Raw genomic sequence first — 18,692 nt, forward strand, 5'->3', positions numbered from 1 at the left:
CAGCAGGATTCTGGAGAAAACTAAAATAGGTAGAGCATCGCTTTAGCGTATGATGAAATGTCTAACATTGAAGCCTAATGAATTTTAAATTCGCGATCGCGAGCGATCTCCATCTTGCCTTACCCCATACCTTTCGCAACGTTCCCCAGCGCTTTCACCTCGTCGAAATTAGCATTCCCGTTATTGAAGGGGTGCTGCAACACCTCGAACAACTCGATCTCGATTTCTTGCTGATTCCCGGCGATTTAACTCAAGATGGAGAACCGGAAAATCATCAATGGTTGCAGCAACGTTTGGCAAAGTTACCCTTTCCCACTTTTGTGATTCCCGGCAATCACGACGTTCTGCAAGTTGAGAAAACTAAAAGCTCGATCGCGCTTGCCGAATTTCCCTATTATTATCACAAGTTCGGCTATCAAAATCCCCAACAACTTTATTACCGCTGCGAACTGCTTCCCGGCGTAGAATTAATTGGTCTAAATTCCAATCAATTCGATGAAAACGGCAAACAACTTTTTACTGGAGGGATTGACAAAGAGCAATTAATATGGTTAAAAGAAACGCTAGCAGATTGCGCTAATCAGTTGGTATTGGTGATGGTTCACCATAACGCGATCGACCACTTGCCCAATCAATCCAAACATCCGCTGGGACGGCGCTACGCGATCGAAAATGCTGCCGAATTGCGCGCTGTATTGCGCTCTGGTGGCGTGCGATTTTTGTTCAGCGGTCATTTGCACGTTCAAGATATTGCCGAGCAAGAGGGATTATACGAGATTACAACGGGTTCTTTAGTCAGTTATCCCCATCCCTATCGTATTTTAGAATTCAAAGATCGGCAGTTAAAAATCAAATCTTATCGCGTCCGACAGATTCCCGGTTACGACAATCTCGGTCATTTTTCGCGGGAAATTATTTCCGATCGCTCCTTGCCTTTAATGCTTAAACTCGCGACTTCCCCGCCCCTGAACTTACCGCCAGAAATGGCGGAACGAGTGGCAGCCCAGTTGCGCTATTTTTGGGCAGATATTGCCGCTGGGGATGCCGTGTTTGATTTCCCGGATTTTCCGCCGCGAGCGCAACAGTTTTTTGAAGGGTTTAGCGCTGCTGCTGCAATTGATAATGATGCAATTTTGAATCTAGATTTTCCGCAGAAATTGGAGCAGTACGTCAAAAGTTGAGTTAAAATCGGTTGACGCTTTCCGGAATGATTAAAACTCCGTTGATTGAGGAAGCAGGCAGCGAACCCACTTTCGTCTGGCTTTGTCCGGGACTTGAGTAGATTTGCAAGGGTTTTAGGGAACGGCAATATGATTTATTTCATCGCAATTTGGACGCTGCTGGCTGTAATTTGCTGGGTTATCGGTACGGCGGTTTTGAATGCCTTAAACGCCCCAGAAGGAACGAGTTGGAGGCTCCGCGCGATCGCGGCGCTGTGGTTAGGTACGATTATCCTAGCGATCGCGTTATTGAGCGCATCCCTCGCCTTACCGCTATCGCCGCTTGTGGGGGGTGCAGTGGCGTTTGGCGGGGCTGGAATTGCACTCCTGTCAGCGCCGACACGAGAAGAACTCAAAGCACTCAAAGCACGCCTTTCTCCCGCCTTCCTGCTGGGCTATTTTGCGATCGCGGCGTTAGTTGCAGCGCTGATGGTTAAACAAGTCACCTGGTTCGATACGGGGCTTTATCACTTCGGTTCGATTCGCTGGATGGAGAAATATGGAGCCGTACCCGGTTTAGCTTTAATTAACAGCAAATTTGGCTTTATTTCCTCCTGGTTTGCCCTCGCTGCGCCCCTCAACCCCGAAAGTTTAGGCTCGCACGTCACCGCTGTCACCAATGGTTTCGTGCTATTGCTCGCAATTTTTCAGCTTGGAGCGAGTTTGGCGCGCATCATTAAGGGGGAGGGAAATATCGCAGATGGGTTGAGTGTAATTTTTCTGGCGATCGCGATTTTTTTGATGCGATTTACCACCTTTATGTCCGCTATTTCTATCTCGCCCTCCCCCGATATTCCGGTGATTATTTTAACGGGGATGATAGCTTGGACGATGCTTTTAATCGCGAGCTACGACACCGCTTCTCTTTTTACAGCCAATCTTCGGACGGACGCGCGCGCTATCCCTCTTATTTTAGCGACGGGGGCGGTGACAATCAAGCTCAGTGCGTTGCCGTTATTATGTATTGCTTGGCTATTTTATCTTTTTGACGAACCCCACAAAATCGCTGCGAATTCAGACTCAGAACCCTTACCTCAGTTGGGGAAAGCTAACGCTCTCAAGCGGGCGATTAAAGGGAGCGCGATCGCGGGAGTATTATTATTGCCGATGGTACTCGTCGGCTTAGTGACTTCGGGGTGTCCGCTCTACCCTTCGACCTTAATGTGCTTCAATTTTTCTTGGTCGATTTCGATCGCGACAACCGTGGCAGAACGGACTGCAATTAATGGTTGGATGTCCTGGTTCGATCCGCCGCCCGCCGGAGAAAATCAGTGGTTTTGGCTATTGAAGGAGTGGTGGAACCTTGCCAATTTTAATAAGGTTATGATTGTTGCGATCGTACTTTCCATTGCGATCGCAATTTATCTATTTAAAACCATTCGCTTTAACGAAATTCGCCCCTTCATTTGGTTATTCGCCCTGAGTGGGTCGGGAATTGTGTATATCATGACCCAAGCCCCGCTGATTCGTTTTGGTTTAGGCTACTTTATCGCAATACCGGCCCTGCTTCTTGCGATTGTATCGGACAAACTTAGCCATCAATTTCCGGTTAAATTGACTCGAAACTTCAAAAATATTTTTCTGAATGACCGAATGCGTTGGCTGGGTTTGCTGCTTGTTAGTGTAGCAATCGTTGGCATTTTGCGTAACGATTTGCGCGAGAATCTATTCATTCCCCCAGAATTGCCCCGAGAGGAAGTTTTCGAGGAAAAAGTCAACGATATCGATTACTTCATCCCCGCCGATCCGCCTAAATGCTGGGCTGCGACTCTCCCCTGCGCGCCCGAAGAAATCTCGAAGAACGTGCGCTTGCGAAATCCCGATCGCGGGTTAGATGCTGGATTTGTTAATCGGAAGTAGGGCTTAAAATAGCGGCTTATCCTATCGTTATACCAATTAAAAATTAAAAATTAAAAATTAAAAATGAAGAAACCTAGATATAATGTGTCGTCCGAACTCGGAGAATTGGTATTATGCTCAAATATAGCGCTACTTGAAAGATGAATAATGAATGGGGAATGGTTAATAATAAATACTTCAACGACTGTTAGAATTTCTCTCTCACCCCGTCTCCTCGTCTCCCCCTCTTCATTATTCATCATTCATCATTCATTATTCACCCCCTCACCCCCTCACCCCGTCTCCCCATATCCCCCTCACCCCTACAAAGTTAATGCAAGAAATGACGAATTCCCGTCAAAACCATGACGACTCCTAACTCATCGGCGGCTTGAATCGAATCCTTATCGCGAATCGAACCGCCCGGTTGAATAATCGCCTCAATTCCCGCCGCTGCTGCACTGCGAACCGAATCGTCGAAGGGGAAGAAGCCATCGCTGGCTAAGGTTGCCCCTTTCGCCCGTTCTCCTGCTTGTTCGAGGGCAATTTTTGCCGAACCAACGCGATTCATCTGCCCCGCCCCAACTCCGAGGGTGACGCGATCGCGCGTGACGACAATTGCATTTGATTTTACGTGCTTGGCGAGCTTCCAAGCAAAGGCCATCTCGGCCATCTGTTCGGGCGTAGGTTGCTTTTGCGTCACGACTTGCCAAGTTTGCGGATCGTCAATTTCATCGTCCGCCGCTTGCACTAAAAATCCACCTGCAATAACCTTAACGGTTTCCCGTTCGCCGCGATGCAAATCTGGCAGCAGCAGCACCCGCAAATTCGACTTTGCTGCTAAAATTTCCCGCGCTTGGGGCGAGCAATCTGGGGCTACAATACATTCGAGAAAGGTTTTCTTCAGTGCGGTTGCTGTAGCTGCATCAATCGTTTGGTTTACAGCGACAATGCCCCCAAATGCAGACACCGAATCGGCGGCAAACGCCTTTTCGTAAGCTTCGACGAGGGTACTGCCCACCGCCGCCCCGCAAGGATTGGTATGCTTGAGGATCGCGACTGTCGGTTCGTCGGCAGGAAATTCCGCAATGATGCGCCGCGCGGCTTCAAGATCGACTAAATTGTTATAGCTGAGTTCTTTTCCTTGCAATTGCTCGGCACTCGTCCATCCCGTCGTTCCGGTTTGATACCAGGTTGCGCTCTGGTGGGGGTTTTCGCCGTAACGCAGCGATTGATGTTCTTGACCAGCGAGGGTATATTGGGAAGCGGGCTGTTGGGTGACGACTTCGGTAAAATAGCTGGAGATGGCGCGATCGTAAGCCATTGTCATCGCGAAGCCTTCTGCCGCGCGCGCTTGCCGAAATTCGAGGCTGGTTTCGCCGTTATTGTCGCGCAATTGCTGTAAATAGTCTTCGTAACGGGTGGGATTGCACAGTACGGTGAGATGCGCGCAGTTTTTCGCCGAAGCGCGCAACATTGCGGGGCCGCCGATATCGATCTGCTCGATCGCGTCGGCTACGGTACAATTGGGCTGCGCGATCGTTTGCTCGAATGGATACAGATTAACCACCACCAAATCGAGCGGACGAATCCCATTCGCCTCCAAATCTGCCACATCTTGCGGCAAATCGCGCCGCGCCAAAATTCCGCCGTGAATGCGCGGATGTAAGGTTTTCACCCTACCGCCCAAAATTTCCGGCGAACCCGTATAGTCGCTAACTTTCATGACAGGAATCCCTGCATCGATCAGCGTTTTCGCCGTTCCGCCACTGCTAATGAGTTCAAACTCAAACGCTTCGACTAATTGCCGTGCGAGTTCGACAATTCCGGTTTTATCCGATACACTCAGCAGTGCTAAACGTTTCATATTCCCTCCAACGCGATTTAGTGCATTTTTTAGCATATCGAGAGTTGGCAATTTTGCTGAAAATATTTAGCTTCCTTTTCGGTTTGCGAAGAATAGGAGCCGAGGTGCTATTACAGGGCAGTAGTCAGATGGCCGCTCGTAACTTGCGAGGCTGGTTAGCGATCGCGGATTGCAGATTTCGGTTTTAAACGCCAGAGTTCTTGATATTTTCCAGCATAAACTCTCTCCACCTTATAGTTTTTCGATTGTTGAAACTTTTGGAGCCAATCTTTCGACGGATTCAATAAGAATAAATCGCTAAAGTTGCCCGATATATCTTGAGATAAATCGGTCGGACTCAGGAATTTAATTTGTGTCTTCGGGTCGAGGACATAGCTCAGTGATAAAATATCTCGCGAGTTAAAACTAGCAATTATTAGCCCCCGATCGGCTTGATTGACAATTTCAGCAATAGCAGGATTATCTTGATTATAGTATTTATTCCACCAACTTTGAGCTTGGGAACTGACAGCACAAGATAAAACGTTAAGTCCAAAAAAGAGAACTAAAATAAGTTTAAAAAATCTTTGTTGTAAACTCCCAGCCTTAGCGGTATCGAGTTGACGCGCAAAAAGATAAGCAACTGATAATTGGATTCCCAAGTAACAGGGGATAAAGTATCTCGCTCCAATCGAACGTCGCCCCCCCAACAGCAAATCTTGCAATACGATGAAAGCTCCTGTTGTTCCAATTAAAAGCAGAATCAACAGCCAGACTCTAAGAGACGCACGCGCGATCGAAAAATAAAGAGCATATCCCACTAAAATCGCGATTGCCAAGAAAATTAAATAGATGAGCGGATTGGATTCGTTAAAATCGACATCAAAGAAGACTCGCATCAAATTGAGAAACGCGATTTTTAACAAAGGCACTATCTCGATCTTTACGGTCGCCCACAGCGGCGAACTAAAGTCTCGAACGCTGAGTAGCCAGGGGATAAAAGCTAGACTTCCAGCGAGCGAGGAAATGAGATAAGAGATCGATTTTTTGTTAAGTCTAAATTTTTCCGCGATCGCTACATAAAGCCCATGAGCTAAAAGAACGAGACAATGGAGCAAATAGCTATATAAACCCAGGATTATCGTGAAAGAATAGAATATCCAACTGAGTTTGGTATTGCACCGTAACGCTTGCAAAAGTGCCGCACTAGAGAGTAAAATTATTACAGTCCAAAGGGCATATTCTCTTGCTTCTTGAGCGTATAAAACATGAAAGGGAGAAATGGCAAAAATAGCAGCGAATAACCCTGCCGCTCGTGAGGAATTAAATAAGTTGAATCCCAGCCAGTAGGCACAAGGTAAAGCCAACAAGCTGATGACCGCAGACGCAGTTCTAATGGTGGCGACTGAATCTCCAAACCACCCAACCCATAATCGAAGTAGGGCATAATAAAGGGGAGGATGCAGAGCATCGAGTTGAGGAGCATTCTTGATGATGTCGATGGCGCTTCGATTGGGATTGAGACGCTGGTATTTTTGCAAATCCTCTGCACTCACAATATGCCCCGTTACTTCTGTGTCAATCTCGGTAACTGAGTAACCCGAAAGCCATAAAGACGTGAAAGTTTCATCCATCCAGTAAACTTTGCGATCGAGATTGGTAAATCGAAAGAAAATGCTAAGAATTAAAAGCAGAATGATGAGGAGGCGGAGTGGATTCTGCCTCATATAATAAAACTGTTCTCTAGCGAGGTTCATAGCTAGCCTTACCCTTCAATAAAGAAATTGGAGAATTGAGGAGAAAGTGTATGAGAATTATAAGCGACGCATCTAGGATGCTTCGAGAAGAAGCTTCTCCTACCTTCTGGCTCGAGGATAAATCTCAAGTCAGGTGCATCTTAGCTAATGATAATGGACAATTATAGCCTTAAATTCTCGCGCTTTCCTAGCTGCACCGGCTTTGCTCTCCCAGTCACCTACAATTTAAAATAACTTTTTGACTAAAACCACTAAGCTATGATGGAAAGAGAAAGAGTGAAAATGCACCAATCGCTCTAGATTCTTAGTTTTTGCGATAACAACCCAAGTTCTAGCTATGAATAAACTCGGTAAAAGCCTACATCAGTGGATGAGAAAATACGGAATTATTCTGTTCTTGAATAGTTTAATTCTCGTCCCTTTGTTAGCGCTAGCCGCCTATATTAAATTTGCAGGACTCTACAATCCAGACCAACACTCTCGCAGAGTTCAAGTTCTCATTCGTTTATTTGACGAACCTTTCTGGGCTTATCAACCCTATCTCGGATTATTAACGAACATCTCCGAACTCTTATGGTGTATTTCCGCAACCGTCTGTTTATTCAGTTTCTTCCTTCTTAAAGCCCTTCGAGAGCGCCGCAAGGCAGATTACTTTATTTTATACGCAGGAATTTTACTGGCAATCTTGCTCATTGATGATATGTTTCGCATCACGCTAATGTTGGCATTATTTGCTAAAGTTCCCAAGGTTGTTATGTATTCAATTTATGGCGGCGCAGCAATTGCTTACGGCTTGTATTTTTGGCGGCGAATCCTCCTAACTCCTTATGTGTTGCTTATCCTTTCGGGTTTTTTATTCGTTCTATCCGCTCTCGCAGACTCGACTCATTTCCAAGGGACGGGAACGCCAATTATGCTAGAAGATGGAACGAAGTTTTTAGGAATCCTTAATATTGCGATTTATTTTAGTAGAGTCTGCACGCAAGAAATCGCGCGATCGCGCAATTAAGGCGGGAACGGGAGAACTCATGCTTTCAAGTTGAGTAAGACGATAAACGAGCATTACCAAAATGATTGATATAGCGTTTTTCCTTTGCGTGAGGTACAGTTCCAAAAATCAAATCCGTAGGGGCGCGGATTTCGAGGTCGCCTCGAAATTAAACGCCGCTCCGTAGGGGCGAATGGTATTCGCCCGCTGGGTGTACCTCATCCATGTGAAAACTGCTATAAGAATTGAGTTGCCAAATTTTGAGTGTCGAGCGCTTTGATTATTGGTTCTGCAAATCGGCTTCAACTTGGCAAAAAACTTTTTGGAGAACGTTGCGGTAGTGGGCGAGGCTAAAGGCGTTCAGCGCTTTTTGGCGAGTTTGTTCCCAATTAACAGGATAAGCGGTTCCGTTCGCGATCGCGGCGATCGCTTCTGCGATCGCTTCGGAAAACGGCTCGCACATCCACAAATCAACCTCCGACTCGAAGAATTCATCAAAGGCAGGCGCTTTCATATTCAATGTCGGCAAACCCATAATCAGCGCTTCTACAACTTTAGTGGGAAGGCTGGCTCTTGCGCCCTCGCCATCCATAAATAAACCTAGCACTAAATCGCAGTTTTCCACTAAATACTGAGGTAAGGAACCGTCGGAAAATCGCAAGTCTTTATTGAGAGTAACGCGATCGTCTAAACCATCGGCTTTTAGCTTTTCCTGATAGTTATAAAAAACTTGCATATGACCCGTTGGCGGAATCCCAAAGAGATGACACTGATAATTTATGCCTTTTTCTTTTAATATTTTTAAAGCTTGAATGATGTCATCCAATCCATGAACTGCTTCAAAAGTTCCCCACCAACAAATCCGTATAACTTCTTCTAAATTTTGCCGATATTGTTTAACTTTCATGGCTGCTAAAGCCGGATCGGGGAAAAGCGGGCTAACAAAAACTTTGCGGCGATCGATCTCCGTATTTAACAGTTTTTCCCAGTAATTGAGTTCGGATTGAGAAGCGGTAACACTATAGTCTGCTTGGGTTAAAGCAATAATATCTTTAGCTTTAAGTTCGCGTGCTTCTTTACTATTCTCCTCGAATTTATTCATTTCTTTGACTTGGCGATCGTACAAGCAAGAAGTCATTTCAACCACCAACTTTTTCTTAAAAAGCCTTGCAACTTTTAGTGCTTCTAAAACCGAATTATTGTTGAATGGCAACACATAAATGACATCTGCCAAAGTTGCTTTAACAAAAAGCTCGATCCCATAAGCACCAGACAAGATCGCGCGCATAACTTTAGAAACAAAATCTCGTTTTACGCCTCTTTCTTGATAAAACTCCGGACACACCCAAGAAATCCGATAGCCAAAATCCATCAGAAACTTGACTAAATTCTCCGAACGGTAAGCACCGTAAGAGTTGCCGTACAATAATACCTTGAGTCTGCTTTTAGTGATTGCCATCTTAATTCGTGCTACTTTTAATCTAAATAGGAATAGAACTGTTATTTGCCCGCATTGAGAATCGAATTTTTAACGGTTTTTTAAGAAACAGCAAGAAGATTTTTAGCGATTTTATAAAGTGCGGATCCGATGACTTTTGTTTGTCGCAGAGACGAAGGATCGTTTTTAATAAAATGCCAAAGATATCGAGCGGCTAACAATCCTTTCTCTCGAGTTAACTCCCCAGAATCAAGACTTTTAAACGTCATATACTTGTAAAAATTAGCTAAGCTAAACTTTTTAAGATAGCGTAACGATTGGGGGGCAGTTGCAAAGGTTTTGGAGATCGCTTGCAAAGCTCCTGCTTCGTGTCGGTCAAAATTAAACGACATAGAATTTGGGGAAACGCGATATAAAACCTGGGGAAAAGGCACGGCGACAAAAGGATATTGAGCCGACAGTCGCAAATACATATCCCAATCTTGGCAAGTTGGAACTAATTTATCAAATTGACCGACTTTTTGAAAAGCTTGCTTGCGAATTAAGGGATTTGAACCATTTTCTAAAAAGTTCCCCAACAACAATTTTTGATAAACATCTCCATTCGCGGTGACGTGCATTCCCGATCGCAAGAATTGACCGGATTCGTCGATATAATCCGTCCAACTGTATGCAACCGCAGCTTCAGGATGTTGTTCGAGGGCTTCGACTTGGGCTGCTAACTTATCAGTCGTCCAAAGGTCGTCAGCGTCCAAGAAAGCCACAAATTCGCCCCTCGCGCGATCGATTCCTCGATTGCGACTCTCGGCTAAGCCAGCATTGGGGAAAGAAAAGACGTGAATGCGATCGTCTGGAATGGCTTTAATGATGTCGGCAGTGCTATCTGTGGAGCCATCATCAATTACAATCAATTCCCAATCCGTAAAGGTTTGTTGCCGAACGGATTGAATGGTGTCTCGTAAAGTTTTTTCGGCATTATAAGCGGGAATAATCGCTGAAACTTTAGGCATAACTCGCTCCCAGAATCTCTCAAAAAAGTCAAAAATTTAGGGTTAAACTTTACTAAATCGAGTCGATTAGTGCGCTGTAACCCCAATCTTTAATAAAGATTTCCCCTCATAAGAATCGGGAATCGGCATTCCCATCAAATGCAGAATTGTGGGGGCGATATCTAAAGCATGGCCGAGCGGAAGCGAGGAACCCGGTTCGATTCCCGGCCCTGTAGCCATAAAAAAGATATCCGAGCGATGCCCTCCCGATCGCGGCGAGGGAGCCGGTCCTATGCGTCCGAACTCGGGACTGTCGATAACATCGATCGCGCGATCTTTGTGCCAGAGGACAATCAAATCGGCATCGGGAAGCTTAGAACTCTCCTCAGTAGCAGAGGCTCGCGTCCGCAGAACTTCCTTAACAACCGGCGCGCCCGTGCGCGCATCTACGAGATCGTAGAGTTTTTGCGTTAGCTCCTGACAAAGCGCCTCGTAATCGGCGGGAGCGACGATTCCCCCCGCTTCGCGTCCTTGCAAGTTAATGCGGATATGCCCGTCTGAGAAGCTGGGCAGGGCAAACGCTTTCATCTGCGGCCAGAAGCGTTTGTACCACATTGCGGGCTGATAAAAGTAGGGGTGGGATTGTTTTTGTAACTCGAAGGGAGACAGGAAATCAGGCTTGTTAGGCTTGCGGAAGAATTGCGCGATGCGATCGCCCCATTCAATCGGAGCGCGTCGCCGCAACCATCCCATCAAGGGATTAGGTTCGTGCTTGAGCCGCCAGAGTGCTTGCAGCCAATCCCATTCCGAGCGATCCGCGTAGGGCGGCGGTGGCGGGGCGCTCGTTTTGCTCGCCGCTAAACCGTACTGACCCGGAAAGTTATACCGATAGAGGAGTTCGGGGATAAAGACCATGCTCGGTAAGTCCGTAGCATTATCGCACATCCCCGAATCGGAGAAGATGACGATATAAGCCTCTTCGGGCGCGATCGCTAAAATTTCCCCAATCGCCTTGTCGAGCGCTTGAAACACTTCCAGCAAGGGATCGCCCTCAACGCGAGATGCAAAAGTCGAGTAAAGAGGATGACTGGGCTGACTGAGATGCCAGAGCGCGTGTCCGGCATGATGGGGTTCGCCAAAGAGCGTCAGAAATAAATCCCACCGCTCCCGCTGCAACAGATCTCGACAAATTGCCGCGCGACGGGACGTACTGGTTTTGAGTCGTTTGACAAATCCCTGGAGGGTTTTTAGATTGCGAATATTCGGGTCTAAGTGGCGGATGGGATTCGTGCCGTACTTATCAATCAGTTCTTGGAGGAGGTGAGGGGGCTGAGATTGGCTCTCGGCGCGAGGACTGCGCTCGCCCCACGCCAGGATTTGAATGCCGTTAACGCGATCGCAAACCCGACCTTGAGGCATATCGAATACCGCCGTGCGGCAGCGCTCCCCCAAAGCATAAAAAGGTCGAGCGTCGCTTAAAGCCTCTGCGAATTCGTCGCCATGAAGTTTTTTAACCTCATAGGTTTGCGGCTGGAACTCAATCGCCGTCCAATACCCGGTACTTTGAGGCGAACGTCCCGCTAACAAACTAATGGCGGCGGATTCTGAAACATAGGATTCGACCGTTTTTAAGCGCGCGTAAACGCCGCGATCGCGCAAACGCCGCAAATTTTCAAGGTAGCCTCGCTCCATCCAGGTTTCGAGAGTTTGGGGATCCGTACCGTCTAAGCCAAGGGCAATTACTGGAGTATTCATAAATTTCGTCTTAAGGTATTAGCACTGGTTATCCGACAATTTTTGCCTTCGCGATCGCCTCTTCTTTCGAGACTGCCAGATTGTTCTGAAGATTCACTCGAACATTTCCCCGTTGCTGTTGGAACCAATAAAAGGGGCTGAGCATCGTGTTGAGGTAGTAACGCAACTCGCAAGCAGCAACCAAATCGGTCGCGATTTGCCCTCGGTATTTGAGGACGTGCAGGACAATGCGACGCAAGCTCCCGAACCCGAGCTTTAGGATAATCGCGAGTCGCTCGAGACTCGTTGCGCCAACCAGTCTCAGCCCGCACACCCCTCGGCCAGTATCCCGCATCAGACGCAAGAGATAATCTCGAGTCAGTCGGGAACTGGGGATGGAATGATAGCTGTGGAGCGTGGGACAGTACCAAATTTCCCAACCCGCTTGATGAAGGTACAGCAGGGCTTCAAAATCTTCATTGGCTAACAAGGAATTGCCGACGCGACCCCCGAAGGCTAAGCGATCGGGAACGCTATCCAACCAAGCTTGTTTTCGTACTACCAGTCCCGCACCGGGAGGAAGACAGAGGCTTTCCGGTTTGTAAAGATGAGGGTTGGTTCCTCGCTCGCGAATCGCTAAAAAAGACGCAATGCGTTGAAAATTTTCGGGCGGCTGAACTTCAAAGTCGCCGTGAACTTGCCCGCCATAAGCCCCGGCGCTTGGATATTCCTGACCAAACTCACAGGCGCAATAAACCCAATCGAGCGCAGGACAAAGGTCATCATCGATAAAACCCACCCAAGTTCCTCGGGCTTCGGTCATCGCTCGCTGACGAGCATAAGCAAGTCCTTGTTCTTTTTCGCAGCTATATCTTAACGGAAACTGTTTTGTCCATCGAGTTTGGTAGTCGCGAACGACTTGTTCGGTTCCATCGGTACTATTATTATCAATCACAAGAATTTCCCAAGCAATCGTTTCGGTATTAACTTGTTCTTGCAATCGTTCTAAAAGCGAGGGTAAGCGCAGCGCTCCGTTATAGGTGGGAATAGCAATTGTGAAGTCGGTCATAACACCCTTTTATGATTTGTATTCTCTGAGGGGCATGGTCAAAACAATCTATGCACGCTTAGTCGTTCAAAACGACAAGCGAACAGCGTCAGGCAGATTGGGCGAACTCGATACCATCCAGGGCAGCTTTGCTTCGTGCAGTTCAGCCGTATAAATGTCGTCATCTTCGACCTCAAAACTCGCGAGCTTATTCTGAGCTTTTCGAGAATAAATCACTTTAGCCAGATGGGCAAAAGTTGTGGCAGAAAGTAATGAGGGATAAATCAATTTAAGACCGTCAATGAGTTTTCCTCGTTTGAGACCGACTAATCCCCAATGTAATTCTAAAAAAGCGCAGACATCTTCACTCTTGGGGAGCAAAGATGCGTATTTTGGGTGAACCCGTTTGTATATTTTTTGTTTGATTGAAATGTTAGTATTGAGCCGTTGTTTTAAGGAAAGCTGTCCGGAACAATTTCCCCGCCATATCGTTCTGTAGGCAAGCGCTTGATTGATAAAAATCGCATCCCCAAACTGAGCGATTCTAACCCAAGATTCGATGTCGTCGCCGTCGCCATCGAAGTCTGAATTCCAGCCGCCGGACTCGATAAACGCTGCTTTTTTGACGGCAACTTGTACCGGAGTGCCAAAGGGCAGCATTTCAATGAGCATTCCGTAATGGATGTCTTCTTGCAAAATGTAGAAGGCTTTGGCGGTTCCGACTGGAGCGGTACAGTTAAGTTCTTTACCGTCCGTATCGACTTGGAAAGCTTGGCAAGAACAGATTGCAGCTTGCGGATGAGACGCGATCGCTTTTGCCATGACTTCAACGCAGTTCGGCGCGAGATAGTCGTCATCGTCGATGAACTTGATCCATTCGCCGCTTGCCGCAGCAACGCCAGCATTAACGCTCTTGGAGTGTCCCAGGTTTTGAGAGTTACGATGGTAAATAACCTGGTGTCCCAGACTCTTGGCATATTCTTCCGTCCCATCGTTAGAGCCATCGTCTACAATGACAACTTCACATACAGAAGTTTGTTGTAGTGCAGATGCAACGGCTCTTTGCAGAAATGGTAATCGGTTGTACGTTGGAATTACAACACTCACTTTCATAGCATTCTAAAGAGGCGAGCAATAATTAGATTTATTGAAATCTCAACTCTAATCAATATTTAGGAGTATTGCTTCGCTCTATTACGAATTGCTTGAGAATTTTACATAATCTTTAAATAGAGGGTTTGAAACTACCGAATTGCGTGCAATCTTTCTTAAAAAATCGCTATCGTGCTACAAATTACTTTAAAATGTCTTACAAGCTGTGGCCTTTAATGTTTTGACACTCCCCTGTCGGTCTACTTATCTACCTCTCAAGATATAGCGCTACTCACCGAAGAATGAACGCTCTCTAAAGCTGAAAGCATTGGCTGGTGGGCGCTGCCCACCCTACTTAATGTCCTAACCGATCTGCCTAGTGCTATACAAGGGTGGGCATTGCCGACTTTATGCCTTTTTTTTAGGTTCAATTCCAGCAACGGTAATGCCCACTCGCGTAATTTTGTCAAGACTGAGTAGTTGATTGAGCTTGTCGAAATGCGGAAGTGAGGGAGGCTTTAAACCCACTTTTCGGTAAAAGATCGCTTTCGATCGCGTCGAGATATTGAGTGACGGCGCGATCGATCCCGAAGTCTAGCGCGCGCCGCTCGAGCAGTTCGGTATCGAGTGGGCGATCGATCGCTAATTGCATGGCTTCGGCCAGGGCTTCGACATCTTCTACCGGCACGAGACGACCGTATTTTCCACTATCGAGAATTTCCCGAGGTCCGTAGGGGCAATCGGTAGCAACGACTTGGCAACCGCAGGCGAGGGCTTCAATTAACACGGTGGGCAATCCTTCCCAACGGGAGGACAAGACGCAGGCGCGAGCGCGACTCATGTAAGCGTAAGGGTTGGGGGTAAATCCCGGTAGGGAGACTTCGCTTTCTAAACCCAATTGCTCGATCGAGGTTTCGAGGGCAGGGCGCTCTTTACCTTCTCCGAGTAAAATCAGTTTGGCTTCGCGTTGCTGTCTGAGGCGGGCGAAGGCGCGCAGGAGCGTGGGAAAGTCTTTCGCTTTCTCCAGTCGTCCGACACCGAGGAAAACGGGGGGAGCAGAGGGAGCGAACCAAGGATGTTCGAGGGGGGCTTTGGCTTTGGCGGCGAAATCGCGATCGAGGGCTGGGTTGTAGATTACGTCAATCTTGCCGGAGGGAAAGTGCAACCATTGTTCGAGGGTAGAAGCCATATCTTTGGAGACAGCAACGACGCGATCGGCTTTTGGGTATAGCCCGCGCATGAGGAGAGGAAGCAGTTTGCTGCTCGGTTCGTTACTGCGTCCCGGCTTTTGGAACAGGAGGTTATGCTCGATGAGAGTGAGATGGGTAGGAAATCGAGCCAGAGTGCGCGCGATCGCGGTAACGACATTGACAAAAATCAGATGGGAGAATAGGGCAATGGGCTTTTCTTGGCGCAGATAGCGAATGAGGGGCGGAATCAGGGCTAGCGCGCTCTTAAAGTTCGGGGAGATCGGCGTTTTCAGGTCGATGATTCTGACTTTTGGAGGGATTTTAGCAGCATCCAAACCATCGGCGCGATCGAGAACCAGATCGATCTCGTAAGGATAGTGCGTCAATCCGCGAACTTGGTTCAGGACGACGGTTTCTAGTCCTCCGCCCAAATTGTGCATGAGAACGGCAACACGGGGTGAATTCATGGTAGGGAGACGGGGTAACACTGAAAAGAAGAGAGCGGCAAATTTTAACTTCGGGCGATGAGGCAGATTTTAGCTCGAAGTTAAAACGATCGAGCCTACAGAAAGGTAGAGAGCGAGCCGATAAAAAGGTAGAGATTTAAGCCGACAAATAAAAAGAAAGCTATCGTTTAAGATAGCTCCCTGATTCTGATATGAAGTTAAGAAAGTAATTCCTTTCGGAATGTTCCCTCAACTTGTGTTTGTTGCAAATTGCTCTTAGACAGACTTTTTGTTGCGGCGAGATGCAGCCATTAAGCCACCTACTACGCCTAAACCGAGTAAGGTTGCGGGTTCGGGAACTGCGGCAGTCGTAGAAACGGCAGAAAGCGTGAAGTCGGAGTTTCTGAAGCTGGTTGCGGAACCGTTTGACAAAGCCGTGATGGCAAAGCCGCCAATTTCTTGACCGCCGAAGAGATTGGATAGGAGATAAGAACCGCCACCGCCAACGACAGAGGGAGAAACGTTAGAAACGCCTCCTGAAGTGGTTACAGCAGTTGTATTGCCGGTAACGGTTAAGTCAGCGAAGAGGCCGAGCAGATTGCCAGCGGCATCTAAAGCAGTAATTCTTGCCTTTTCAAACACCTTGTCTGCGAAAACTCCAGGTTGATACATGAAGCTTAATTGCAGTGCGTCTAAGCTACCGAGGCTGGGGAACAATACCTTGAGGGTTTCGTCGCGATCGATTTCACCGCCGGAGGGATCGCCGTTGGCGGTATCTCGGAAATTCAGATTATCAGAATTCTTAGCAATGCCGATTCCTAAAATTCCACCCTCAGTCTTCTGGGTCATTTCAGGGCTATTAACGCCGGTTTTGGAAGCGGTTAAGGAGAAACCGTTAACGGTGCAAGTGGTTTGACCGACGCAACCTGCGCCGACAGCATCGGCAGCAGTAAAAGAGGCAGCGCTAACGGGGGTACCAGTAAGGGCAATTGCACCCGTTGCAAGTAAGCCTATTCCGGTGGAGAGTGTTTGCAGTTTCATGATAAGTAAGTTGGATTTCCCTAATTTCGTGGACTGGAATAGCGTGATGTTTTCAGAGCTAAGACTACATAGGGTATGGCTAGGTGCGATTATGCCCTTAACGTAGTTATAAGCTAAGACCCCCGAAGTTATAACTAGCCGTTCCCTTGTTTCTATAATTTCAGGATAAGGGATAATTCTGAGGACTGCCAATTGCCTCACCGTATCTTTACTAAATCTTTAAGCACAGAATAATGTTTTTATGGTTTTAGTAAAGTTTTCTGGAATTCGGTAGCAAAGCGCACAGTTTGAATGACACTTTTACTGATATATGCCCCCGTTCGGAGCGCGATCCCCGCAGTTAAGCTAAGATTTTTGTGCTTTTTGTCGGTGCAAGTTTTGGTTGGATACTTAGGTGGCGTTTTTTGAAATCGGTGAGGGTGCTGAGCTTAGGAGCTTTTGCGTATAAGAATGTTGAGGGGCGGTAAAGATATCCTGAGTTCTACCGATCTCGACAATCTGACCGGCGTTCATGACGGCAATGCGATCGCAGAAAAATCGGGCGACGGCGAGGTCGTGGGTAATAAAGAGGTACGTTAAGTTAAAGTCTTGCTGTAAGGACTTCATCAAGTCGAGGACTTGCGTTTGGACGGTGGCATCAAGCATACTGACGGGTTCGTCGCAGATCACGAGTTGCGGGCGGGTAATCAGGGCGCGCGCGATCGCAACCCGCTGCTGTTGTCCGCCGGAGAGTTCCCTCGGATAGCGCCCGTAGTAGTCGGCGGTGGGCGTAAGTCCGACGCGCTCTAACATTTGTTCGACTTGCTGTTTGGCTTCGGCGGGCGTGGCGGCGAGGTTGTGGATAAACAGGGGATCGGCGATGCTTTCTCCGAGGGTCATTAAAGGATTCAAACAAGCCAGCGGATCTTGAAAGATCATTTGCAAGTGGCGACGCAGGGCGCGCAGTTCGCCGGTGGATTGCTGGGTTAAGTCGCTGCCCCGAAATTCAACTGTACCGGTGGTGGGGGGGACAAGTTGGAGAATGGTGCGCGAGAGGGTGGATTTCCCGCATCCGGATTCTCCGACTAAGCCCAAGATTTCGCCGGGAAACAATTCAAAGCTAATGCCATCAACGGCTTTGATAACTTGCTTTTTTTGGCCGAGGAGGTTTTGCAGGAAGCTGGTTTCGAGGGTGTAGTGCTGGCTGAGGTTGGAGACTTTGAGGAGGGGAGTTTGTGGGGCGGTTGGGGGCGGTAGGATTGGTTTCTCGTCTTGGAGGTGGAAGGCGGATTCGAGGAGCGATCGCGTGTATTCGTGCTGGGGATTGAGGAGGATCGATCGCGTCGGCCCGGTTTCGACAATTTTACCTCCATTCATTACGGCGACGCGATCGCAATATTCCCCGACCATCGCTAAGTCGTGGGAAATCAGCATCAGAGCGAGATTGCGCTCCCGACACAAGCGCGTAAGCTCCTGTAAAATTTCCGAAGCGACAGTAACATCCAAACTGGTGGTCGGTTCGTCGGCGATAATAAGTTTGGGTTCTAAAAGGAGAGCGAGCGCGATCGCAACGCGCTGGCGCATTCCGCCGCTAAACTCGTGAGGATACTGTTCCCAACGACTGGCCGGAATTCTCACTGCTTCTAAGGTCGCGATCGCTTTTTCCTTCGCTAGAGCGCGAGACAGTCCGTTTTGGTGCGCTTGTAGGGTTTCGATGCAATGTTCGCCAATCGTCATTAACGGATCTAGGCGCGTCATCGGATCTTGAAACACCAGCGCCACGACTTCCCCCCGAAACAAGCGCAATTGCTGCGGTGTTAGCCCGAAAACCGAGCGATCTTCAAATAAAACTTGTCCTTCAACGCGCGATCGGGAGGGCAGTAAACGCATCGAAGCGCGTCCGATGGTCGATTTCCCGCATCCGGACTCGCCCACGAACCCTAAAATTTCTCCGGGCTTCAAGGCAAAAGATACGCCATCTACAGCTAAGGGCGCTCGCTCGAAGGACTGGCGTTGGGGGTAAGCAACTCGTAGGTTTTCGACAACTAGCAAAGGGCTGGACATTAATTTAGCGATCGATAATAT

At 47.8% G+C, this 18,692-nt stretch carries 13 protein-coding genes; 3 read left to right on the forward strand and 10 right to left on the reverse strand.

Features of this window, described 5'->3' with window-relative positions; all coding sequences use genetic code 11:
* Positions 1-77 precede the first annotated feature (77 nt).
* Together H6G50_RS07855 and H6G50_RS07860 are read left to right on the forward strand one after the other, a co-directional pair.
* Positions 78-1,181: a metallophosphoesterase gene (locus tag H6G50_RS07855; RefSeq protein ID WP_190714935.1), complete on the forward strand. Its 1,104-nt coding sequence runs from the start codon at positions 78-80 to the stop codon at positions 1,179-1,181.
* Positions 1,182-1,310: 129 nt separating this feature from the next.
* Positions 1,311-3,080, forward strand: coding sequence for a hypothetical protein (locus H6G50_RS07860; protein ID WP_190714937.1), 1,770 nt, complete (start codon positions 1,311-1,313; stop codon positions 3,078-3,080).
* Between the two features lie 310 nt (positions 3,081-3,390).
* Here the strand turns inward: H6G50_RS07860 and purH are convergent, their stop codons facing one another.
* The gene (gene purH / locus H6G50_RS07865) at positions 3,391-4,926 is read right to left on the reverse strand and encodes a bifunctional phosphoribosylaminoimidazolecarboxamide formyltransferase/IMP cyclohydrolase (RefSeq protein ID WP_190714939.1); all 1,536 of its coding nucleotides are present in this window, start codon (positions 4,924-4,926) and stop codon (positions 3,391-3,393) included.
* A 155-nt stretch (positions 4,927-5,081) separates the two neighbouring features.
* On the reverse strand, positions 5,082-6,662 hold the full coding sequence (locus tag H6G50_RS07870; protein ID WP_190714941.1) for a glycosyltransferase family 39 protein: 1,581 nt from the start codon (positions 6,660-6,662) through the stop codon (positions 5,082-5,084).
* Positions 6,663-6,999: 337 nt separating this feature from the next.
* On the opposite strand from H6G50_RS07870, the gene H6G50_RS07875 reads away from it, so the two are divergent.
* Positions 7,000-7,671, forward strand: a complete 672-nt coding sequence (locus H6G50_RS07875; protein WP_190714942.1) for a hypothetical protein — start codon at positions 7,000-7,002, stop codon at positions 7,669-7,671.
* A 259-nt stretch (positions 7,672-7,930) separates the two neighbouring features.
* On the opposite strand, the gene H6G50_RS07880 is transcribed toward H6G50_RS07875, so the two are convergent.
* The 8 genes from H6G50_RS07880 to H6G50_RS07915 form a co-directional block, all read right to left on the reverse strand.
* A complete protein-coding gene (locus tag H6G50_RS07880; protein ID WP_190714944.1) occupies positions 7,931-9,109 on the reverse strand; it encodes a glycosyltransferase in 1,179 nt (392 codons plus the stop codon).
* An 80-nt stretch (positions 9,110-9,189) separates the two neighbouring features.
* The gene (locus H6G50_RS07885; protein WP_190714946.1) at positions 9,190-10,098 is read right to left on the reverse strand and encodes a glycosyltransferase; all 909 of its coding nucleotides are present in this window, start codon (positions 10,096-10,098) and stop codon (positions 9,190-9,192) included.
* 66 nt (positions 10,099-10,164) lie between these two features.
* Complete coding sequence (locus H6G50_RS07890; protein ID WP_190714948.1) at positions 10,165-11,832, reverse strand: alkaline phosphatase family protein; 1,668 nt, start codon at positions 11,830-11,832, stop codon at positions 10,165-10,167.
* Positions 11,833-11,860: 28 nt separating this feature from the next.
* On the reverse strand, positions 11,861-12,880 hold the full coding sequence (gene hpsE / locus H6G50_RS07895; protein ID WP_190714950.1) for a hormogonium polysaccharide biosynthesis glycosyltransferase HpsE: 1,020 nt from the start codon (positions 12,878-12,880) through the stop codon (positions 11,861-11,863).
* Between the two features lie 66 nt (positions 12,881-12,946).
* The gene (locus tag H6G50_RS07900; RefSeq protein WP_190714951.1) at positions 12,947-13,972 is read right to left on the reverse strand and encodes a glycosyltransferase family 2 protein; all 1,026 of its coding nucleotides are present in this window, start codon (positions 13,970-13,972) and stop codon (positions 12,947-12,949) included.
* Between the two features lie 445 nt (positions 13,973-14,417).
* Positions 14,418-15,608 carry a glycosyltransferase gene (locus tag H6G50_RS07905; protein ID WP_190714953.1) on the reverse strand — a complete coding sequence of 397 codons (1,191 nt, stop codon included), beginning with the start codon at positions 15,606-15,608 and terminating at the stop codon, positions 14,418-14,420.
* Positions 15,609-15,863: 255 nt separating this feature from the next.
* Positions 15,864-16,628 carry a PEP-CTERM sorting domain-containing protein gene (locus H6G50_RS07910; protein WP_190714955.1) on the reverse strand — a complete coding sequence of 255 codons (765 nt, stop codon included), beginning with the start codon at positions 16,626-16,628 and terminating at the stop codon, positions 15,864-15,866.
* A 390-nt stretch (positions 16,629-17,018) separates the two neighbouring features.
* Positions 17,019-18,671, reverse strand: coding sequence for an ABC transporter ATP-binding protein (locus H6G50_RS07915; RefSeq protein ID WP_190714957.1), 1,653 nt, complete (start codon positions 18,669-18,671; stop codon positions 17,019-17,021).
* Between the last annotated feature and the right edge of the window lie 21 nt (positions 18,672-18,692).

This window comes from Oscillatoria sp. FACHB-1406, from assembly GCF_014698145.1.
Lineage (GTDB): Bacteria > Cyanobacteriota > Cyanobacteriia > Cyanobacteriales > Spirulinaceae > FACHB-1406.